The following is a 21,536-nucleotide window of genomic DNA, read 5'->3' on the forward strand; positions in this document are numbered from 1 at the left end:
GCCCGGTCAGGGAGACTGGCCGGCCGGCCCGGCACCGGGGCGGGTCGCGTGCTCCAGCGCCAGCAGGGCGGAGCGGTAGGCGCGGCCCGTCGCGTGATCTATGCCCACCTCGCACATGCGGTTGGCCGACAGATGCGCGTCGAAGTCGCGGGAGGTCACGTACGACGCCTCCGCGCGGGTCGCCGACTCGGTGAGTTCCCTGTGGAGCATGCCGCGGTCGCCCGCGAAGGCGCAGCACCCGGCGTCGTCGGGCACCACCACCTCGTCCGCACACGCGTCGGCCACCGCGCGCAGCTCGGCCTCGTCGCCCAAGTGCCGCATGGAGCAGGTCGGATGCAGGACCGCGGAGCCGAGAGTGCGGCGCACGGTGAGGTGGGGGAGCAGTTCCTCCGCCGCCCACACCACGGAGTCGACGACCCTCAGTCCGGCGTGCAACTCCCGGTTGTCCGGCGTCAGATACGGTACGACCTCGCGCGCGATGCCGAGCGTGCAGGACGAGGCGTCCACGACGAGCGGCAGTCTGCCGCCGGCGGTCCAGCCCCAGGCCGCCTCGACGACGCGGTTGGCCATCACGGCGTTGCCGGAGTCGTACCCCTTGGAGTGCCAGATCGTCGCGCAGCACGTCCCGCGCACATCGTCCGGAATCCACACCGGCTTTCCCGCGCGCGCGGAGACCGCGACGACGGCCCGCGCCAGGGACACGTCTCCCGGGCTCCCGAAGATGCGGTTGACGCAGGCCGGGTAGTAGACGGCGACAGCACCCACGCGCGCGGTGAAGGGCATCACGGAGGGGGCGGCTCCGGGCATGCTCGGCAGCCACTCGGGCACGAGATCGGGGCGCACGGCCCTGCGCAGCGCCCGCGTCACCGCGTTCACCCGCCGGTCGCCGATCCGGTCCGCGGCGGCGACGGCCAGCCGGGCCGAGGTCTCGAGCACCCGGAAGTGCCGCGCGGCCAGCGCGGCGGCCCTCTCCTCTCGCGGTGTGTGCCGGGCGTGCCGGAAGGTCTTCATCAGGGCGCCCGTGTCGATGCCGACCGGGCAGGCCAGCTTGCAGGTCGAGTCGCCCGCGCAGGTGTCCACGGCGTCGTATCCGTACGCCTCCAGGAGCTCGTTCTCGACCGGCGAGCCGTCGGGCTGGCGCATCGACTCGCGGCGCAGCACGATCCGCTGGCGCGGGGTCGTCGTCACGTCCCGGCTTGGGCAGGTCGGTTCGCAGAAGCCGCACTCGATGCACGGGTCGGCGATCGCCTCGATGCGCGGGATCGTCTTCAGGCCCCGTACGTGCGCACGCGGATCGCGGTCGAGCACGATGCGCGGAGCGAGCACGCCGTCCGGGTCGATCAGCCGTTTCGTGCGCCACATCAACTCCGTGGCCCGGGGGCCCCATTCGAGCTCCAGGAACGGGGCGATGTTGCGCCCGGTGGCGTGCTCGGCCTTGAGCGAGCCGTCGAAGCGTTCGACGGCGAGCCGGCAGAACGCGTCCATGAAGGCCGCGTAGCGCTCCACGTCCGCGGGCAAGGAGGCGTCGAAGGCCAGCAGGAAGTGCAGGTTGCCGTGGGCCGCGTGGCCCGCGACGGCGGCGTCGAAGCCGTGCCGCGTCTGGAGTTCCAGCAGCGCCTCGCAGGCCTCGGCGAGCCGTTCGGGCGGTACCGCGAAGTCCTCCGTGATCAGCGTCGTACCGGACGGACGAGCGCCGCCGACCGCCGTCACGAACGCCTTGCGGGCCTTCCAGTAGCCGGCGACGGTCCCCTGGTCGCGGGTGAGGGAGTTCGTGACCGAGGGCACGGGCGACACCAGGGGAAGCCCCTCCAGCACCGCACGGGCCCGCTCCTCGTACACCGCCTGTGCCGCCTCGTCCGGCGCGCGGAACTCGACGAGCAGGGCGGTCGTCGGGCCCGGCAGCTCGGCCCAGTCCCCGGGGACGCCCTCGACGGCGACCGAGGCACGCAGCGTGTTGCCGTCCATCAGCTCGACGGCCGAGGCGCCCGCCGCGGTGAACAGGGGCACGGCGGCCGCCGCGGCCGGCAGCGAGCCGAAGAAGAGCAGGGCCGCGGAGACCCTGCGGTCCAGCGGCAGGGTGTCGAAGACGACCTCCGAGATGAAGCCGAACGTGCCTTGCGAGCCGACCATCAGACCGCGCAGGATCGCGACGGGCGTCGAGCCGTCGAGGAAGGCGTCCAGACGGTAGCCGTTGGTGTTCTTGATCGCGTACTTGGCGCGGATGCGGTCGACCAGCCCGGCGTCCGCCTCGATCTCGGCCTTGAGTTCCATGATCCCGGCGCACAGGGCCGGCTCCGCCAGCGCCAGCCGCTCGTCGGCGTCCGGCTCCGCGGTGTCCACGACCGTGCCCGACGGCAGGACGAACGTGAGCGAGGCGAGCGTGACGTAGCTGTTGCGGGTGGTGCCCGCCGTCATGCCGGAGGCGTTGTTCGCGACCACGCCGCCGACCGTGCAGGCGATCGCGCTCGCCGGGTCGGGGCCGAGCACGCGGCCGTGCCGGGCGAGGGCGGCGTTCACGCGGGCGACGGTCGTGCCCGGAGCGATCCGGGCACGAGCCCCGCCGTCGAGGACCTCGACGCCCGTCCAGTGCCGGCGGACGTCGACGAGGATGTCCTCGCCCTGCGCCTGGCCGTTGAGCGAGGTCCCGGCCGCCCGGAACACCACCTCGCGGCCCTTGCCGTGGGCGTACGAGAGCACGGCCGAGACGTCGTCGACGTCCCCGGGGACCACGACGACCCGCGGCACGAAACGGTAGGGGCTGGCATCGGAGGCGTAGCGCACGAGGTCGGAGATCCCGGTCAGCACCTTGTCGGCGCCGAGCAGGGCGATCAGGTCGCCGCGCAGGGGCTCGGGAGTCCCCCCGGCCCGGTCCTCCGGGACCCGGTCGGCCGCCGGGGCGTCCGGGCGCGCGCCGGGACGCAGTGTGTCGGGGTCGGGCTCCAGCAGGGGCATCGCGGACCACTCCTCGGCTGCTCGGCTGACCGACGGCGGCGTGATGTGCCGTGCCCGGCCGGCTGGGTGACCGTGCCGGACGCACTCACTGGCCGTGTACGGCCGGCTCGGCGACCGTGCCCGACCGCCTCACTGCCCGTGCCCGGCCAGTTGGGTGACCGTGCCCGACGTGCTCACTGGCCGTGTCCGGTCGGCTCGGCGACCGTGCCCGACCGCCTCACCGGCCGTCCCCGACCGCCCCACCGGCCTTGTCCGGCCGGCCCGGTGGCCGTGCCGGACCTGTCCGGTGAGAGTGTCCGGCACGGGTGGCCGTGCCCCGCCGGCCCGGAAGCGTCCGCTCCGCCCTGAGTCGCCTCAGCGGCGCCGCACCGCCCCGAACCCGCTCAGCACCGGTGGTCCACCCTCGGCATGCCGTCCACCAAGGTGTCCAGCAGCCCGCCGAGCACCTCGCGCTGCTCGTCCGTCAATGGAGCCAGGATCTCCTCCGCGGCGCCGCGGCGCGCGGCGCGCAGTTCGCGCAGCGCCTTGCGTCCCTCGTCCGTGACCTCGATGCGGATCACCCGGCGGTTGGTGGGATCGGGCACCCGGCGTACCTTGCCGCTCGTCTCCAGGCCGTCGACCAGCGTGGTGACAGCGCGCGGCACGACTTCGAGGCGCTCCGCGAGATCGGCCATTCGGGGTGGTGAGGCGTAGTGCGCGAGGGTCCGCAGGAGCCGGGACTGGGCAGGGGTGATGCCCAGCTCGCGCTGCTCCAGATGGCGCTTCTGGATGCGGTGCACGCGTCGCGTCAGACGCAGCAACTGCTCGGCGAGCAGGCCGTCGGCATCGGGGGTGGTCATGCGGGAACAATATCAGGATGCCGTTCATTGTGAGTATAGGTAACAATGAGCTGGGGTCCGTCAGTCGTCGGACCCTCGCCGATGTCCTTGGCGTCATCGGCATCCCTGTCCACGCGTCTCCCTAGGAGTCCATTGCGCCCCGAACATTCCACCTGGAGCCCGCCACCTGTCGACAGGCAACAGCCACGGCAGGTGCGCCGCATCCTGAGTCTCTTCCGGCCCTACCGCGGCCGCCTCGCGATCGTCGGCCTGCTGGTCGGCGCCGCCTCCCTCGTGGGTGTCGCCACGCCCTTCCTGCTGAAGGCGATCCTCGACACCGCGATCCCCCAAGGGCGTACGGGCCTGCTGACCCTCCTCGCGCTCGGCATGATCGCGAGCGCCGTCCTGAGCGGTGTCTTCGGCGTCCTGCAGACGCTGATCTCCACCACCGTCGGCCAGCGCGTGATGCACGACCTGCGCACGGCGGTCTACGGCCGTCTCCAGCGCATGTCGCTCGCCTTCTTCACCAGGACCCGCACGGGCGAGGTCCAGTCCCGCATCGCCAACGACATCGGCGGCATGCAGGCGACCGTCACGTCCACCGCCACCTCGCTGGTCTCCAACCTCACGAGCGTGGTCGCCACGATCGTCGCGATGGTGGCCCTGGACTGGCGGCTCACCGTCGTCTCCCTGCTTCTGCTGCCGGCCTTCGTGTGGATCAGCCGCCGGGTCGGCGACGAACGCAAGAAGATCACCACCCAGCGCCAGAAGCAGATGGCGGCGATGGCCGCCACCGTCACCGAATCGCTCTCCGTCAGCGGCATCCTGCTCGGGCGCACCATGGGCCGGGCCGACTCGCTGACGAAGTCCTTCGCGGAGGAGTCCGAAGGTCTCGTCGACCTCGAGGTGAGGTCGAACATGGCCGGGCGCTGGCGCATGTCCGTCATCGGCATCGTCATGGCCGGCATGCCCGCCTTCATCTACTGGACCGCCGGCGTGGCCCTTCAGCTCGGCGGGCCCTCCATATCGATCGGCACGCTCGTCGCCTTCGTCTCGCTCCAGCAGGGCCTGTTCCGGCCGACGGTCAGCCTGCTGTCCACCGGTGTCCAGATCCAGACCTCGCTCGCGCTGTTCCAACGCATCTTCGAGTACCTCGACCTGCCGATCGACATCACCGAGCCCGAGAACCCCGTCCACCTCGACCAGGTCAAGGGCGAGATCCGCTTCGAGGACGTCGAGTTCCGCTACGACGACAAGGGCGCCCCGATCCTCGACGGCATCGATATCACCGTCCCGGCCGGCGGCAGCCTCGCCGTCGTCGGTCCGACCGGCTCCGGCAAGTCGACGCTCAGCTATCTGGTACCCCGGCTGTACGACGTCACGGGCGGACGGGTGACCCTCGACGGGGTCGACGTCCGGGACCTCGACTTCGACACCCTCGCGCGCGCGGTCGGCGTCGTCTCCCAGGAGACGTACCTCTTCCACGCCTCGGTCGCCGAGAACCTGCGCTTCGCCAAGCCGGACGCCACCGAGGAGGAACTGCACGCGGCGGCGCGGGCGGCCCAGATCCACGACCACATAGCGTCGCTGCCCGACGGGTACGACACGGTCGTCGGCGAACGCGGCCACCGGTTCTCCGGCGGCGAGAAGCAACGCCTCGCCATCGCCCGCACGATCCTGCGCGACCCTCCCGTGCTCGTCCTGGACGAGGCGACCAGCGCACTGGACACCCGCACGGAGCACGCCGTCCAGGAGGCCATCGACGCCCTGTCGGCCAACCGCACCACGCTCACCATCGCGCACCGACTGTCCACGATCCGGAGCGCCGACCAGATCGTCGTCCTCGACTCGGGCCGCGCGGTCGAGCGCGGTACGCACGAGGAACTCCTGGCGGAAGGAGGGCGCTACGCCGCTCTCGTCCACCGGGACGCCCAACTGGAGCCGACAAGATGACGATATGCCGGGTTTGTGGGCACTAGAGCGCTACCGTGCCCGTTATGCAGACGAACACTCCGCCACGGAGCACGATCCGACTGACGCGCCGGGGGCGGGCCGCCCTCATCGCGACCGGCGCCGTCGTGGCGGCAACCGCCGTGGCGGTGCCGCTGCTGACCATGGAGGACGACGCCCGCCCGGCGTCTCTCGTCGTTCCCGAGGGCTGGCGCTCCGGACAGATCTACGCGGCCGTCGACAAGGCCCTCCGGGTTCCCGCGGGAACCACCAAGAAGTCCCTGGCCAAAGCTCATCTCAAGCTTCCGAACGACGCCAGGGGCAACCCCGAGGGCTATCTCTTCCCGGCGACCTATCCGATCGGCGAGAAGGCGACTCCGGAGTCCCTGCTGAGGTTCATGGTCGACACCGCGAACAAGAAGTTCAACGGGGCGCCGATCTCCGCGGGCGCGCAGCGCAACGCGATGAACGTCTATCAGGCGGTCACCGTCGCGAGCATCGTGCAGGCGGAGGCGGCGACCGAGGCGGACATGGGCAAGGTCGCCCGGGTCGTCTACAACCGCCTGGCGCGCGGCATGCCGCTGCAGATGGACGCCACCCTCAACTACGCGCTGAACCGCTCCACCCTGAGCACCAGCGAGGCGGACACGAGGCTCGACAGCCCGTACAACTCGTACCGGCGCATGGGCCTGCCGCCCACGCCGATCGCCAACCCGGGCGAGAAGGCGATGCGTGTCGCCGTCAACCCGCCCGCGGGCGACTGGCTGTACTTCGTCACGGTCAAGCCGGGCGACACGCGCTTCACGGCCAGCTACGAGGAACACCAGCGCAACGTGGCCGAGTTCAACCGGCGCCACTACGGGAGCGGGTCCCCCACGGCCTCGTCCACTTCTTCTCCGGCGGCGTCTCCCGCCGTCACGTCGCCGGCGTCCTCCTCGGTCCCGCCCGCGGCCTCTCCCGCGGTCACACCGACGATCACGCCCGCCACCACACCGCAGGTGTCGTCCGAGGCCACCGCTGCCGTGACCCCCACGGCCGTTCCCACGGCCGTTCCCACGGCCGTTCCCACGAACTGACAGGCGTACGGGGCATCACACGGCGACCGGCGCGTCCGCCAGCAACCGCCTGATGTCCCGTACGGCCGCCCGCCCGGCCCGGTTGGCGCCGATGGTGCTCGCGGAGGGCCCGTAGCCGACCAGGTGGATCCGCGGGTCGGCGACCGCGCGCGTTCCCTCGACCCGGATGCCGCCGCCCGCCTCGCGCAGCCGCAGCGGCGCCAGATGGTCGATGGCGGCCCGGAACCCGGTCGCCCACAGGATCACGTCCGCGTCCACGCGCGTCCCGTCCGCCCACTCCACGCCGTCCGGGGTGATCCGGTCGAACATCGGGCGGCGGTCCAGCACCCCGTCGGCCAGCGCCTGGCGGATCGCGTCGTTCAGCGGCAGCCCGGTGACCGAGACCACGCTCTTCGGCGGCAGCCCCTGCCGGACCCGCTCCTCGACGAGAGCGACGGCGGCCCGCCCGAACTCCTCGGTGAACGGCCCCTCGCGGAAGACCGGCGGACGCCGGGTGACCCAGGTGGTCCCGGCCGCGTGAGCGGCGATCTCCATCAGATGCTGGGTCCCGGAGGCGCCACCGCCCACGACGACCACACGCTTACCGGCGAACCACTCGGGCCCCGGGTAGTGCGCCGTGTGCAACTGCCGCCCGCGGAAGGTCTCCTGGCCGGGGTAGCGGGGCCAGAACGGGCGGTCCCAGGTCCCCGTCGCGTTGATCAGCGCCCGCGTCGACCACGTGGTGCCGCCCGCCTCCACGAGCAGCCGCCCGCCGGTTCCCTCCCGGACCGACCTGACGTCGACCGGCCTGTGCACCCGCAGGTCGAAGGTCTTCTCGTACGTGGCGAAGTACTCCGAGATCACCTCGGAGGACGGACGGGCCGGGTCGGCGTCCGTGAGGTCCATGCCGGGCAGGGAGTGCATCCCGTGCACCTTGCCGTACGTCAGCGACGGCCAGCGGAACTGCCAGGCCCCGCCCGGGTGCGGTGCGTGGTCGAGCACGACGAAGTCCCGGTCCGGTTCGAAGCCGGTGCGCCGCAGGTGGTAGGCGGCGGCCAGGCCGGCCTGACCGGCTCCGACGACGACCACATCGACCTCGCGCGCACGCACACCGCTGTTGTTCACGCTTCTACGAACCGGACCGGGCCCCCGGATCTTCCCGTCCGCCGCGTCGGGCACCTCACTATGAGCCACCCGACGGACGAACCGTGCCGGAGGCCGTCGGCGGCCGGTCGTCCGCGACAGGCCGCCGGCCTTGTCGTCACGGGCCGGGCGACCGCGGATGGGGGAGGATTGAGGCATGTCCGATGCCTTCACCACGCAGGTCCTGAACATCTCCTCCGGTTCGTCGGAGACGGTCGTCGACCTCACCCGCTACTGCGAGGCCTTCCTCCGTGAGGCCGCGGCGGGCCGCGACGGTCTCCTGAACGTCTTCGTCCCGCACGCCACCGCCGGAATCGCCATCATCGAGACCGGCGCCGGCAGTGACGACGATCTCCTGACCGCGCTGCACTCCCTGCTTCCCGCGGACGACCGCTGGCAGCACCGCCACGGCAGCCCCGGGCACGGCCGCGACCACGTCCTCCCCGCCATCGTCCCGCCGCACGCGACCCTGCCCGTGGTGGACGGGGCTCTGGAACTGGGGACCTGGCAGTCGGTGTGCCTCGTGGACACCAACCGGGACAACCCGCACCGCCAGGTGCGACTGAGCTTCCTCGGCTGAGCGCACGGCCCTGACGCTCCGTCGGCTCAGGCTCCGTAGGCTCAGGCTCCGTAGGCCAGGAGCGCCATCATCCCGGCCTCGCTGTGGTAGGCGTTGTGGCAGTGCAGCATCCACTGCCCGGGGTTGTCGGCGTCGAAGACGACGGACAGCTTCGACTTCGGCAGCACGATCGTCGTGTCCTTGCGCGGGCCGGTGGCGCCGAGTTGGTACGTGTGGCCGTGCAGGTGCATCGGGTGCCACATGCCGGTGGCGTTGATGAAGTCGAGCCGGACCCGCTGGCCCTCCTCGACCAGCAGCGGGTTGGCGGTCGGGGCGGCCATGTCGAACCGCTTGCCGTTGATGGCCCAGTCGTACGTGCCCATGCTGCCGGTGAGCCTTACGCGGATCACCTGGTCGGGGTCCTTCGCCGCCAGCCGGGCCCCGTCGCTCGCGCTCAACTGCCCGGCGGTCACGATGCGGCCGTCCAGCTCGCGCGGACGAACGGCCGGGTCCGGCAGGCCTCCCGAGCCGGTCCGCACGAGGGCCATGCCGGAGACGTCCTTGCCCTCGGCCAGCGCGACGAGCGGGAAGACGCCGTCGCCGAGGGTGACCAGTACGTCGTACCGCTCGCCCATGGCGACCAGCAGGGCGTCGACCTCCTCGTGCTCGACGGGGAAGCCGTCGGTGTGGGTGATCGTCAGTTTGTGGCCGCCGAGAGCCACCCGGTACGCGGTGTCGGCGCCCGCGTTGATGATCCTGAGGCGGACCCGCCTGCCCGGCGTGCCGCTGTAGAGGGCCGGGTCGGTCGGGACGCGCCCGTTGATCAGGTGGTACGGGTACTTCACGTCCCCGGCGTCACGGCCGAGCAGGGGGCTGGCGGAGGTACGGAGCCTGAACCGCGTCGTGGCGTCCTCACCGGCGGAGACGGAGGCGGACGGGGACGCCGGGGCGGACGGGGACGGGTGAGCCGAGGACGCCGGCCGGCCCGATCCCATGTCCTTCATGTCCATACCGGCCATGTGATGGCTGAGTTCGGTGAAGACGTCCTCCGGCGAGCCGGTCACGCCGTCGAGCCAGTCGTCGAGGACGACGACCCACTCGTCGTCGTACGACAGCGGCTCCCGGGGGTCCTCGATGATCAGCGGCGCGTACAGGGCGCGGTCGACCTGGACGCCCACGTGCGGGTGGAAGAAGTACGTGCCGGGCTTGTCGGCGACGAAACGGTACGTGAAGTTGGATCCGGCCCGGACCGGGTTCTGCGTGACCGGCGGTACGCCGTCCATGTCGCTGCGCAGCGAGATGCCGTGCCAGTGGACGGACGTCGCGGTGCCGTCGGGCAACTGGTTGGACAGCTCGGCTTCGAGCGTGTCGCCGGCGGAGATGCGGATCTCCTTGCCGGGAACCTGGCCGCTGAAGGCCCAGGACTTGGCCACCACCCCGCCGCCCAGGTCGAGCGTGGCGGGCGCCGCGGTCACGTTGAGGCTCTGGACCCTGCCCGTGGCGCTGCGCTTCTTCTCCACGCCGGCGACCCGGGCTCCGTTGGGGCTGAGCAGGGCGGGAGTGGTGGGGGCGTCGTTGCCGCAGGCGGCGAGCAGGCCGGTACCTGCCGCTCCCAGTCCGGCGAGGACGGTGCGACGGTTGATGCTGTTCACGGGGAGTCCTCTTCTCGATGCGCGACGGGCGGTTCGGGACGGTCCGCACACGGCAGGCCGGCGTCGAAGGACGCGGAGAGCCGTGGGGACGTGGCCTATGTGCGCGGTGAGGAGAGGAACGGCGGGCCGGGCCCAGGGCAACATTCGTACCGTCATCAGGGGCGTCAGCACTTCCTGCGAGCTAGGACCGCCACCATAGCTCGGACGGGTCTGCGTGCCCCGGAACCGTCGATCAGGATCGTTCGAGAATCAGCCGAATGACGACCCCGGCGGTGCCGGCGGAGCGGCGACGGGCCCAGTGCCGCCCCGTGGCCGCTACTTCGCCGGGATCTTCTGCTCGAACCAGACGACCTTGCCGCTGCTCACGCGTGTCGCGCCCCAGCGCAGGGCGAGTTGATTGACCAGGAAGAGGCCGCGGCCGCTCTCGTCCCCGGAACCGGCCTGCCGCATCCGCGGCACCTGGGGCGAGTCGTCGGTCACCTCGCAGCGCAGCACGTCGGTGCGCAGCAGCCGCAGCGAGAGGGGCCGGGAGGCGAACCGCACGGCGTTCGTCACGACCTCGCTGACCATGAGTTCCGTCGGGTCGGCCAGGGAGTCCAGACCCCAGCGGCGCAGGGCCCTGCGGGTCAGCCGGCGCGCCTGGCCCGCGGTCATCGGGTGCGGGGCCAGGAACCAGTAACCGACGCTGTCCGGCGGGAAGCCGTCGAACCGGGCGGTGAGCAGGGCGATGTCGTCGTCCCGCGTTCCCGGGCCGAGGGTTCCGAGCACGTGGTCGCAGAGCACCTCCAGCGAGGACAGTCCGTGGGCGGTGGTCTGGAGACGGACCCGCAGCGCCTCGACGCCGCTTCCGATGTCCGTGTCGCGGGACTCGACGAGTCCGTCGGTGTACAGCACCAGGGTCGTTCCGGGCGGCGCGGCCATCTCCACCGACTCGAAGACGACACCGCCGACCCCGATCGGGGCGCCGGGCGGGACCGCCAGCACCTCGGCCCGGCCGTCCTTGTGGAGCAGTACGGCGGGCGGATGGCCGGCGTTCGCCATCAGCAGGCGGTGCGAGATCGGGTCGTAGATCGCGTAGAGGCAGGTGGCGATGTGGTCGCTGCCCAGCCGCTGCGCCTGCTCGTCGAGATGGTGCAGGACCTCGTTGGGCGGCAGGTCGAGACCGGCGAGGGTCTGCACGATGGTGCGGAGCTGGCCCATGATCGCGGCGGAGGTCATCGAGTGGCCCATGACGTCGCCGACGATCAGCGCGATCCGGTTGCCGGGAAGGGGTATCGCGTCGTACCAGTCGCCGCCGACCTGGGCGGTCTTGGAGGCGGGCAGATAGCGGCTGGCCAGCCGGATGCCGGTGGGTTCGGGCAGCGACGACGGCAGCATGGTGTGCTGGAGCGTGTCCGCCACGGCGGCCTCGTGGCCGTACATCACCGCTTTCTGGACCCCGAGCGCGGTGTGCGTGGCGAGCTGCGAGGCGACGAGCAGATCGTCGTTGGTGAAGACCGGGCGGTCGGCGCTCCGGAGCAGGACCACCGTGCCCATGACGTGATGGCTTCCGTGCAGCGGCGCGATGATCAGACGGTGGCCCGGCGGCAGTGCGCCCGGCGGGACGGTGCCCGCCGCGAGCAGTTCGGCGACGGCGGGCGCGTTGCCGGGGGCGTCACCGAACGCGGGGCGGCCGTCCCGCAGAAGCTCCGCGAGCCGGCCGCTGCCGACCGGTTCCACGCGCCCGGCGATGCGGGGGAGCGCCGGCGGGGGCGGAGTCCGGTCGGCGGCCGGGACCTGGGCGGCGTACGCGGCCGTTGCGGCGTGCGGGCCCTTGGGGGCGTCCGGGGCCGAGTCGATGTGCGGCTGCGAGTCGGCGTACGGGGCCGTGTCGGTGTGAGGGGCCGAACGGCCGTCGTCCGTGGCTTGGTTGGTTGCCGTGGCCGTGGCCGTGGCCGTGTCCAGGGCCGGGGCCAGGGCCGAGTCCGTGGGCGGGGTGGGGTGGAAGGCCGTCGGCCAGGCCCGTTCCGAGCTGTGCAGGCGGAGCACGACGGGGCCCGTCGACCGCTCCGCGCCCACCGGCAGCGGATCGTCGAGGTGGATGAAGATCGCGTCCGCGAAGGCCGGCACGGCCGCCTGCCGCAGTTCCCGCAGCGTCTCGTCCAGATCCATCCCGCGGGCGATCCGCCGCGTCGCCACGTCGAGATACCGGAGGCGGTCGGTCTGCGGCACGCGGCCGTCCGTCACCACCGCCGGTGGCAGGAGGACCTGCGGCGGGGCGGTGCCCTCTTGGGGGGTGTGGTGCTCGGTCACGCTTCTGTCCCGTCGGAAGGGTGGCGCGGTCCGCGGCTCGGACTCCGCCTCCTCAGTCACACCGCCGGCAGCACAGGAACACCTGCTCCTCGGGCGGGACATCGGTCACCGCCGGGGCGTACGTGTACGAGGTCTCCTTGACGATCTCGAAGCCCGCCTCCTCGATGACCTTGTGGAGGTCCTCCTTCAGATAGCCGGAGACCCGGATCGTGTTCCCGAGGAACGGGATCGCGAAGTCGTCCACGTCGGCCTCGACCATCGACAGGACGAACAGGCCCCCGGGCACCAGCAGATGACGGACGGTCCGCAGGGCGAGGGGGATCTCCGCGCGCGGCAGCATCAGCAGCGAGAAGAAGGCGGCGACGGCGTCGAAGCGGCCGAGGTCACGGGAACCGCCCGGACGCAGGTCGGCGAGGTCCAGCTGGTGGAACGTGGCGTCGGGGACGTAGCCGCTCGCGAGTTCCACCATGCCGCCGGAGAGGTCGACCCCCACGACCTCGAACCCGGCGTCCGCCATCTGGCGCGCGGTCGGCACCCCGGTGCCGCAGCCGAGATCGAGGACCCGAGCCCCCTCGGCCAGCGAGGCGACCAGCCACTCGCCCGCGGTGACCTGGCCTTCCTTGTGCGGAAACGCCTCGTCGTAGCGGTCGCCGATGGCGTCGAAGGCTTCGGCCTGGCCTTTGCGGTCGAGCAGAAGGCTCTCGTAATCAGTCCCGTGATTGCTGTTGATCACGAAAGGAACCTTTCATGGGGGCTGTCGAAGTGGTTCGTCATACGGATGAAAGCGGTCATGACGGGATCTCCGAGCCTTGTCGGTCGCTCAGGAGACGTCAATTCGAGACGATAGTCGTTCAGCGTTCGGCGGGGTGCTCAAGTGTCCGAAAATGTTCGACCGGCGGAACGGTCCCGGTGGGTCCCGCCCTGCCGCTGACGGCACCCGAACTCGCGGTGAGCGGAAGCAAGTTGAAGTAGCGGGATGGCGCCGACACGGCTGGAATCCGTCCGGGGTGACGGGCGGGCGGAGCGGCGCTCGCCCGACAACTCGCGCTCGTGACAGGAGAGATGAAGAAGTCGACCGCTCGCAGGGGGAGTTGAGGCACTGAAGGGGTCGCACCCTCGGCCCGCGGCGGTGGGCCGCGCGGCCGGTACCGCGGGCCGTCGTGCGCGGCGGGACCGGCGTCCCCTGTCGCGTCCCGGGCGCGGTGTTTGCCTTGCGCAGCTCCAGTGCGGTGTCCGTCTTGCGCACCTCCAGGTGCGGTGCCGGCCTCGCGCATTCTCCTGGTCCGGCGACTCCGCGGGCTCTCCGGCGCGGCCGGACGGTCCGTCTCTCCGTACCGAAATGCCCTATTCATGGAAGGATCGGGTCGTACCCGTGTGGACCTGGAGGTTGCCGTGTCCGTGCACCGCGTCGGCCTGGTCGTCCACCAGGGGCGGACCGCGGCCCGCGATGTCGCGCGCGCCGTGCACGAGTGGTGCGACGCGTGGGGCATCCGGTGCACCGAGATCGACGTCTGGGCCAAGGACCAGCGGCGCGGCGGACGCGCGGAAGCCGAAGCGGCCGGCAACCCGGACCTCGTCGTCACGCTCGGCGGCGACGGCACCTTCCTGCGCGGCGCCCGCATCGCCGTCAAGAGCGGCGCGAACGTGCTGGGCGTCGACCTCGGCAAGGTCGGCTTCCTCACGGAGGTGCCCGCGGCCGACGTAACCCGCGCGCTGCAGGCGGTCCACGAGGGCGAGGCCACCGTCGAGGAACGGATGACACTGACCCTGCGCGCCTCCCGGGTCCTGGAGATCCCCGGAGGCATGGAGGAGGCGCTCTGCTACGGACGAGGCCCCGCCCTGCCGCCGCCGCAGGTCAGAGCCGAGACGACGGACGGCGACGGCTGGGGGGTGGCGCTGGACGTCGCGGCCCTGAACGACGTCGTCCTGGAGAAGCTGGCCCGGGACCGTCAGGTCAGCGTCGGTGTCTACTTCGCCGGGCGACGGCTGGCCTCGTACTCGGCGGACGCCTTCGCCGTCGCCACCCCCACCGGATCGACCGCCTACAGCTTCGCCGCCGGCGGTCCCGTGCTCTCCCCGCACATGGACGCGGTCGTGTTCACCCCGATCGCGCCGCACATGACCTTCAACCGCAGCGTCGTCGCCGCGCCGGACGAGCCCGTCGCCCTGCGGGTGCTGCCCCATTCGGGCCAGGCCGCCGTCAGCATCGACGGCCAGCTGCGCGGGGTGCTCGACCCCGGTGACTGGATCGGGGTCTTCCGGGCTCCGCAACGGGTGCGTCTCATCCGTCTGCACCCCACCGACTTCTACGGCCGGCTGCGCGACCGCTTCCGCCTCACCGACGCACCGGCCACGGCGGCCGACGCAGAACCCGCCCCGTTCTTCCGCCCCGACAACCCCGTACCCCCGGACCTCGCGGGACTGCGCCTGCCGCCTCCTTCGGCGGCCCGGTGACGGCGGGGCCACGTGCCCCGCAGCCGGAAGTTTCCGGGAGCTGTCGATCCGCGCGTGCCCCGTTCGACGTACGGGTGAGAGCGGGAACCCACGAACCGAAGGAGCACGGCCATGCCCAAGCTGCGCGTACACAACATCACCGTCTCGGTGGACGGCTACGCCGCCGGTCCCCGGCAGGATCTCGCGCATCCGCTCGGCGAGGGCTTCGAGACCATGCACGAGTGGATGTTCGCCGCCATGCGCGACCTGGCCGACGGCAAGGACGGAATCGACGTCGAGTACGTGAGGCGCAGCGAGGGGAACATCGGCGCCACCATCATCGGCCGCAACATGTTCGGGCCTCAGCGCGGACCGTGGGAGGACGAGTCGTGGACGGGCTGGTGGGGACCCAACCCTCCGTACCACAACGACGTGTTCGTGCACACGCACCACCTGCGGCCCTCCGTCGTCATGGAGGGCGGAACGACCTTCCACTTCACGGACGAGCCCGTCGAGACGGTCCTCGCCCGCGCCTTCGAGGCGGCGGAGGGCAAGGACGTCCGGCTCGGGGGCGGGGCGGCCACCGTGCGGCAGTACCTGCGGGCGGGACTCCTCGACGACATGCACATGGCCGTCGTCCCGCGGCTCGTGGGCGGCGGAGAGCTCCTGCTCGACGACCTGGGGGACGCGATCGACGGATACCGGGTGGCCGAGACGGTCGTATCGCCCGCCGCGACGCACGTCCGGCTGGTCCGCCGCTGACCCGCCCGTCCGCCTGGTCGCCCGGTCGCCCGGTCGGTCGGCACGCGAGCGGGAGCGGGTTCAGTCCGTCCGCGTGGGAGTGCCCGGTCCGGGCGCACCCACGCGCAGGCCGTCCGTCACCAGGTCCAGCAGACGGCGCGCGTGCGCCTGCCAGTCCCCGTGGCGGTCGAGGTGCCAGAGCCCGGCGACCGCGAGCAGGAAGTCGTCGGGGCTCACCCCCGGCCGGATGGTCCCCGCTTCCTCGTTGGTCCGCAGCAGGAGGGCCACGGCAGAGCTCAGGGGTCCGTGGTCGAGCCGCGTGAGGACGCCCCGGGGTGTGGCGGTGGTGGTCCGCAGCGCTTCGGTCAGGCCCGCCTTGGCCATCGCGAACCGTGCGAGCCGGTCCGTCCACTCCCGCAGCGCCCGGTCCGGTGGCCGGGTGGCCAGCAGATGCGCCGCCGCGTCGGTCACCTGCCGCACCTCGTGGCGGTGGATCTCCAGAATGAGGGCCTCGCGATGGTGGAAGTTGCGGTAGAAGGTCCCCTGACCGACCCCCGCCTTCCTGGCTATCGCGCTCAGCGGCGTGTCGGCGGAGCGGGTCAGCTCAGCGAGGGCAACGGCCAGGATGCGCTCGCGATTGCGCCGCGCGTCCGAGCGCACCGGACCGTCCGGACCGGCCTGCGCTCCCGGGTCCGAGCCTGTGCCGTTCGGACCTGGCGGCGCCCCCGAGCCCGCGGGTGCGTCCTTGTCGGGGTGCACGCGTACTCCCTCCGGAACGACGGCCGGACACCTCCCGGTCGGGTACGGCCGGACACCTCCCGGTCGTGGCACAACCGGACCGCCCTCGGCGACCGGAAGGCCGTCGCCGGGCCGGCGATCGCGGACGCACGCCCACCCGGGGCCCGCCCGCCGAAGTCGCCGACCCGCTCCGCACGGTGTCCGGAACCACTCGCCGACCGGCATTCTGGCGCACCCGGCGGAACTTCGGCCGGGACTTCCGAAATGGCCCACGGACGAGTGCCGGACGGGTGGTCCCGGCGTCGCGCTCAGCCGCGCGCGGCCCGTCCGATCGACTCCACCAGGGGCAGCAGCCGGTGCGGGACCCGTTCGCGCAGGGCCACCTCGGTCCGGGTGCGGACCACTCCGGGCAGGCTGATCAGGGCCTGGATCACATCCTCCAGGTGGGCGTTGTCACGCGCCGCGACCCGGGTGATCAGATCGCCGCCCCCGGTGATCGAGAAGGCCTCGATGATCTCCGGCACGGCGGCGAGCGCGTCGCCGACGTCGTCCAGATGCCCCTGCGTGACCTCGATGTGCACGAACGCGAGCACGGGATGACCGAGCGCCGCCGGGGACAGCGACGGGCCCGTCCCGGTGATCACCCCGTCCCGCTCCAGCCGGTCGAGGCGGGCCTGGAGCGTGCCGCGGGCGACACCGAGGACGCGCGCGTATTCACGGACGCTGGTGCGCGGCTGCTCCAGAAGGAGCCGCAGGATGCGGGTGTCGAGCTCGTCCACAGGCATGGTCCGTTGGCCTCCTCGCGGCCGACAATGTTCTCCTTCGACTGTACCAATGGCCCAGTCGAAACCGCGCCGGTTGAGCCAGTTCCGACCCGCCGCGTACCTTGTCCGTATCGATGGCGCTGCGCAGCGCCGGACGGCAAGGAAGCCGTACCGGACCCGCGGCGCCTTTCGCATGTGCGCCGCGCATGCCGGATCTCTGTTGAACTGCGAAGTGGGGGCGGGCCGCCGAAGGTGAAGAAGATGTTCATGGCGCCGGATCCGGGACTGTTCCGGCTGCGGGTCTCGCTCCGGGCGGTCCTCGGCATCGGCCTCGCGGTCGCCCTGTGCCAGGTGGCCGGACTCTCGCTCCCCGCCTCGATCACCGGCGGGCTCGCGGCGCTGCTCGCGCTGTTCACGGTCGGCGACCCGACCGTGCGGGGCCAGGCCGGCACCACCGCCCTGCTCCCCGTGGCCGGATTCCCGGTCCTCGCGGTGGCGACCACCCTGCACGGGGCGCCGACGCTGCGGGACGCGACCTGGCTCGCCGTGGTCTTCGCCGGGGTGTACGCCCGCCGCTTCGGCCCGCGCGGACACGCGCTCGGCATCTTCGCGTTCATGATGTTCTTCACCACCCAGTTCCTGCACGCCGTGCCCGGCCAGCTCCCGCAGCTCTACGCCGCCATCGCCCTGTCGCTCTCGGCATCCTCGGCGGTGCGGTTCGGCGCCTGGTGCATCGAGCGGCGCAGCCCCCTGCCCGCGGCGCCGCTGCCGCTGGAGGGGCGGGGGCTGGCGCGTCCGGCCACCCGTCAGGCCTTCCAGGCGACCGCGGCCTGCGCCTTCGCCCTCGCGGCGGGCCAGGTGCTCTCGCACGACCGCTGGTACTGGGCCGTCGGCACCGCGTGGTGGATCTTCGTCAACACGGCCTCGCGCGGTGAGACGCTGGTCCGCGGCTTCCGGCGCGTGATCGGCACGCTCACCGGCATCGTGGCCGGGCTCCTGGTCGCCGTGCCGCTGCACGGCGCGCCCGCGCCGACCGCCGTACTCGTCGCGGTCAGCGTCTTCGGGATCTTCTACACGGCCGCACCCTCGTACAGCTGGATGATGTTCTTCGTCACCGTCATGGCGGGCCTGCTCTACGGGCTGCTCGGCGTCCTGCATCCGGGTCTGCTCGCCCTCCGGCTCGCCGAGACCGGGGTGGGCGCGCTCGGTGCCGCCCTCGCGGTGGCGCTCGTCCTGCCGATCACCACGCACACGGTCACCGACCGCTGGATCGAGCGCGCCCTGCACGCCGTGCACGGCTGCACTTCGGCGGCGGCGCGGAGGCTCGCGGGTGACGACCTGGCCGACCCGGCGCCGCTCGCGGGGGAGCTCGAAGCACTCCTGGGGCGCGTACGGATGGCCCTCGCACCCCTGGTGCACCCGCTCAACCCGATGCGGCAGCGCAAGGAGCGGGCCCGCGCGATCCTGGCGCTGCTGGACGACTGCGCCCGCGAGGTACGAGGTCTCGCCGCCGTCGCCGCCGACCCGGACGCCTCGCACGACGCCCGCCTCACCGCGGCCTGCCTGCGGGTCGAGACCGCGATGGAGTCCCTGGTCGGCGCCGTACCGGGAGGCGCTCCCGCGCTTCAGCACGGCGTCCCCGGCCATCACCCCGGTGCGGAGCAGGCGCTCGTGCACCTGCACGGCCTGGAGCGGGCGCTCGTCGACATGGCGACACCGCTGCGTGGTCCGGTTCCCCGCTCGCGGCTCGTCGTCGGCGCCTGACGCCGACGGAACGGTTCTTCCCCCGGCCCCTGGGGCGTCGTCCGGCGCCCCAGGGGCTTTTCCCTTTCCGGGTGCGGGCGTGCGGGCGTGCGGGCGTGCGGGGGTGCGGGGGGTGCCGGGACCTCCGCCGGCGCGGTCCGGAAGATCCACAACGAGGCCCTCGGTGCCCGCTGGGCGGCGTCGGAGGGGTCCCGGAGGCCAGGCGTCCGGTGCGCGCCCAGGGTGCCCCTGGCGGCCGTCGTACGGATTCCACGCGACGCTCGTGGCTCCTGCGCATCCGGGCGCATCCTGGCGCATCCGGGCGGCCGTGCGTACGGGGTGCGTACCCGATCGCGCCCGCGATGCCGACCGCCCGGCCGCCCCGTCCTGCCGTCGGCCAATCGGCCCCGTTTTGGTCTAGACCGCAGCGTCGTGGCTGCTACGGTCGCCCCGAAGACGCGGGATCGGGAGCGGGACCGAGAGGGGCCAGAAGTGGCGCACGGCGGCAGGCGGCGACAGCGGGCGTTCATCGGCTCGTTCACGACGGCGGGGGGCCTCGGTGTCCTCACGGCGGCCGTGGACCCGGACACCGGCGCCCTGACCGTGCTGGGCGCGGCCGACGACGTACCCGACCCCTCGTATCTCGCGTTCGCTCCCGCGCACGACGTCCTGTACGCGGTCAGCGAGACCGACGAGGGGGCGGTGGCCGCCTACCGGGTGGACGGCGACAAGCCGGAACTGACCGGTCCGCCGACCCTGACCGGCGGCAGCGGGCCCACCCACCTCAGCGTCTTCGGCGGACACGTCCTGGCCGCGAACTACGGCTCGGGAAGCGTGAGCGTCGTACCCGTCCGCCCCGGCGTGGGTCTGGAGCCCGCCGCCTCCGATGTGCTCCGGCACACCGGTTCCGGTCCGCACACGGAGCGGCAGGAGGGCCCGCACGCCCACCAGGTGCAGCCCGACCCCACCGGCCGCTGGGCGGTCAGCGTGGACCTCGGGACGGACTCGGTCCGGGTGTGCGCCCTCGACGAAGGGGCGCTCAGCGTGCACCGGGAGATCGCGCTGCGTCCCGGCTCCGGACCGCGCCATCTGGCCTTCCACCCGCGGGGCGGGCACGCATACGTCGTCAACGAGCTGGCGCCGACCGTCACCGTCTGCCGCTGGGACGCCGCCGAGGGCTCGCTGCGGCCGGTCGGTGAGACGCCGGTCCTGTCCGGTGTCCCGGACGGTGACGCGTACCCCTCGGGCATCGTCGTCTCGCCCGACGGCCGCTTCGCGTGGACCGCGGTGCGGGGGCAGGACACCGTCTCCGTGCTCGCCGTCGACGCGGGAGGCGAGGGGCTCACCCTCGTCGACGAGGTGCCCTGCGGCGGCGTCTGGCCCCGCGCGCTGGCGCTCGACCCCTCGGGCCGCTTCCTGTACGCGGCCAACGAACGCTCCGGCGACGTGACCTGGTTCTCCGTCGATCCGGACAGCGGCGTTCCGCTCCGCGGCGGCTCGGTCGAGGCCCCCGCCGCGTCCTGCGTGGTCTTCGACTGACCGGGCCGGCCCGGTCGGCTCCTGGCGAGCCTCGTCCGGTACGCCCGCGGCATATGGGAAAGGGCCCCTCCTGGCTCAGGAGCGGGCCCTTTCGGTGTGCGGGTGGTACGGGTGGTGCGGAGGTGGCGGCCGACTAGAAGGCCGGCGCTCCCTGGGTCTGCGGCGGCGCGATGCCCAGCGCCGTCGTGTACTGGGCGAGCGCGAGCTTGCCGATCGCCGGGTACGGGCCGAGGGCCTCGGCGGCGCTGCAGCCGGCCTCCTTGGCGGCCGCGTCGAGCAGACCCGCGTCGAGCTCAGGACCGATCAGGTACGGGGCGAGCGCGAGCTGCTGCGAACCGGAGCCGCGAAGCTGCTCGGCGATGGCCGCGATGGAACCCTCCTCGTCGAGGGCCGCCGCCATGACCGGCACGGCGAGCCGCGCGGCGAGCAGCATGCCGGTGATCCCGGCCGCCTGCACCGCTTCCTCGCCGCCGACGGTGGCGAGCACGATGCCGTCCGCGGCGGTCGCCACGGTGAACAGCCGGGCGCGGTCGGCGCGGGCCAGACCGGCCTCGGAGAGGCGCACGTGCAGGGCCTCGGCGAGCAGCGGGTGCGGACCGAGGACATCGGTCAGTTCGGCCGCGACGCGGCTCTCCATGACCGCCTGGCGGATCCGGCGCAGCAGGGCGTTGTCCGGACCGGCGAGCAGCGGGACAACGATGCCGACCGGGCCGTCGGGCTCGGAGACGTCGGAACCGGCGGCACGGGCCTGCTCGAAGCGCGCGGTGCGCTCCTCGGCGGCGTGGGCCAGCACGGACTGCAGCGTGGGGAACTCGTCGTCCCCGTCCAGGTAACCGATGCGGGCGTCGAGGCCGGGGAGCTCGGAGCGGGCGATGCTCACGACCTCCTCGGCGAGGCTGCGCGTGGCGGCGCTGGGGGTGCCCGGCACCGCGAGGACGAGCGCGGGCGCGCCCTCGGGAGCCGCCAGGGGTTCCGGACGGCGGTGCCGCCCGGCTTGGCGGGGTCGCGGCATTCGTACTGGCAGGCCGGACGCGGGCCCAGTGGGGGAGCTCATGGCGCCGCATGTTACTGGTTTCTCGGGTTCCCCTGTTCGGGGAGGGTGCAGGTGAGCGGTATCCGTCCGCTTTTGTCTGATGAGTTACGTACGGATCAGAAGC

General features: G+C 72.6%; 15 protein-coding genes and 1 pseudogene. 7 read left to right on the forward strand and 9 right to left on the reverse strand.

Annotation, left to right across the window (positions count from 1 at the left end; genetic code table 11):
* Positions 1-6: 6 nt before the first annotated feature.
* Positions 7-2,952, reverse strand: a complete 2,946-nt coding sequence (locus tag ACFYYF_RS10425; protein ID WP_388773467.1) for an FAD-binding and (Fe-S)-binding domain-containing protein — start codon at positions 2,950-2,952, stop codon at positions 7-9.
* Between the two features lie 383 nt (positions 2,953-3,335).
* On the reverse strand, positions 3,336-3,791 hold the full coding sequence (locus ACFYYF_RS10430) for a MarR family transcriptional regulator (protein WP_361681028.1): 456 nt from the start codon (positions 3,789-3,791) through the stop codon (positions 3,336-3,338).
* Between the two features lie 192 nt (positions 3,792-3,983).
* Between ACFYYF_RS10430 and ACFYYF_RS10435 the strand changes: the two genes are divergently transcribed.
* Positions 3,984-5,723 carry an ABC transporter ATP-binding protein gene (locus ACFYYF_RS10435; protein WP_388773470.1) on the forward strand — a complete coding sequence of 580 codons (1,740 nt, stop codon included), beginning with the start codon at positions 3,984-3,986 and terminating at the stop codon, positions 5,721-5,723.
* A 44-nt stretch (positions 5,724-5,767) separates the two neighbouring features.
* Positions 5,768-6,595 (forward strand): annotated as a pseudogene (mltG, locus tag ACFYYF_RS10440) (endolytic transglycosylase MltG); the annotation flags it as partial.
* A 216-nt stretch (positions 6,596-6,811) separates the two neighbouring features.
* Here mltG and ACFYYF_RS10445 read toward each other — a convergent pair.
* On the reverse strand, positions 6,812-7,900 hold the full coding sequence (locus ACFYYF_RS10445; protein WP_388773472.1) for an NAD(P)-binding domain-containing protein: 1,089 nt from the start codon (positions 7,898-7,900) through the stop codon (positions 6,812-6,814).
* Positions 7,901-8,075: 175 nt separating this feature from the next.
* On the opposite strand from ACFYYF_RS10445, the gene ACFYYF_RS10450 reads away from it, so the two are divergent.
* Complete coding sequence (locus tag ACFYYF_RS10450; RefSeq protein WP_361681019.1) at positions 8,076-8,498, forward strand: secondary thiamine-phosphate synthase enzyme YjbQ; 423 nt, start codon at positions 8,076-8,078, stop codon at positions 8,496-8,498.
* Between the two features lie 41 nt (positions 8,499-8,539).
* On the opposite strand, the gene ACFYYF_RS10455 is transcribed toward ACFYYF_RS10450, so the two are convergent.
* The 3 genes from ACFYYF_RS10455 to ACFYYF_RS10465 all read right to left on the reverse strand — a co-directional run bounded on the left by ACFYYF_RS10455 (position 8,540) and on the right by ACFYYF_RS10465 (position 13,154).
* Positions 8,540-10,129: a multicopper oxidase family protein gene (locus ACFYYF_RS10455; protein ID WP_388773475.1), complete on the reverse strand. Its 1,590-nt coding sequence runs from the start codon at positions 10,127-10,129 to the stop codon at positions 8,540-8,542.
* Between the two features lie 315 nt (positions 10,130-10,444).
* Positions 10,445-12,421: a SpoIIE family protein phosphatase gene (locus ACFYYF_RS10460; protein ID WP_388773477.1), complete on the reverse strand. Its 1,977-nt coding sequence runs from the start codon at positions 12,419-12,421 to the stop codon at positions 10,445-10,447.
* A 52-nt stretch (positions 12,422-12,473) separates the two neighbouring features.
* Entirely contained in the window at positions 12,474-13,154 is a 681-nt protein-coding gene (locus ACFYYF_RS10465) for a class I SAM-dependent DNA methyltransferase (RefSeq protein WP_388773479.1), read from the reverse strand.
* A 659-nt stretch (positions 13,155-13,813) separates the two neighbouring features.
* Between ACFYYF_RS10465 and ACFYYF_RS10470 the strand changes: the two genes are divergently transcribed.
* Both ACFYYF_RS10470 and ACFYYF_RS10475 read left to right on the forward strand, forming a co-directional pair.
* Positions 13,814-14,875: an NAD(+)/NADH kinase gene (locus ACFYYF_RS10470; protein WP_388774344.1), complete on the forward strand. Its 1,062-nt coding sequence runs from the start codon at positions 13,814-13,816 to the stop codon at positions 14,873-14,875.
* A 111-nt stretch (positions 14,876-14,986) separates the two neighbouring features.
* Positions 14,987-15,616, forward strand: coding sequence for a dihydrofolate reductase family protein (locus ACFYYF_RS10475; protein WP_388773482.1), 630 nt, complete (start codon positions 14,987-14,989; stop codon positions 15,614-15,616).
* A gap of 60 nt (positions 15,617-15,676) precedes the next feature.
* On the opposite strand, the gene ACFYYF_RS10480 is transcribed toward ACFYYF_RS10475, so the two are convergent.
* Both ACFYYF_RS10480 and ACFYYF_RS10485 read right to left on the reverse strand, forming a co-directional pair.
* Positions 15,677-16,255, reverse strand: a complete 579-nt coding sequence (locus ACFYYF_RS10480) for a TetR/AcrR family transcriptional regulator (protein WP_388774346.1) — start codon at positions 16,253-16,255, stop codon at positions 15,677-15,679.
* 386 nt (positions 16,256-16,641) lie between these two features.
* Positions 16,642-17,118, reverse strand: coding sequence for an Lrp/AsnC family transcriptional regulator (locus ACFYYF_RS10485; RefSeq protein WP_361681007.1), 477 nt, complete (start codon positions 17,116-17,118; stop codon positions 16,642-16,644).
* Between the two features lie 240 nt (positions 17,119-17,358).
* Between ACFYYF_RS10485 and ACFYYF_RS10490 the strand changes: the two genes are divergently transcribed.
* Both ACFYYF_RS10490 and ACFYYF_RS10495 read left to right on the forward strand, forming a co-directional pair.
* Positions 17,359-18,861 (forward strand): FUSC family protein, encoded by a 1,503-nt coding sequence (locus tag ACFYYF_RS10490; RefSeq protein ID WP_388773484.1) that lies wholly within the window; start codon positions 17,359-17,361, stop codon positions 18,859-18,861.
* A gap of 471 nt (positions 18,862-19,332) precedes the next feature.
* Positions 19,333-20,379 carry a lactonase family protein gene (locus ACFYYF_RS10495; protein WP_388773487.1) on the forward strand — a complete coding sequence of 349 codons (1,047 nt, stop codon included), beginning with the start codon at positions 19,333-19,335 and terminating at the stop codon, positions 20,377-20,379.
* 133 nt (positions 20,380-20,512) lie between these two features.
* On the opposite strand, the gene ACFYYF_RS10500 is transcribed toward ACFYYF_RS10495, so the two are convergent.
* Positions 20,513-21,433 (reverse strand): hypothetical protein, encoded by a 921-nt coding sequence (locus tag ACFYYF_RS10500; RefSeq protein WP_361680998.1) that lies wholly within the window; start codon positions 21,431-21,433, stop codon positions 20,513-20,515.
* Positions 21,434-21,536 lie beyond the last annotated feature (103 nt).

Origin of the sequence: Streptomyces sp. NPDC001914 (assembly GCF_042891215.1) — a bacterium.
GTDB lineage: Bacteria > Actinomycetota > Actinomycetes > Streptomycetales > Streptomycetaceae > Streptomyces.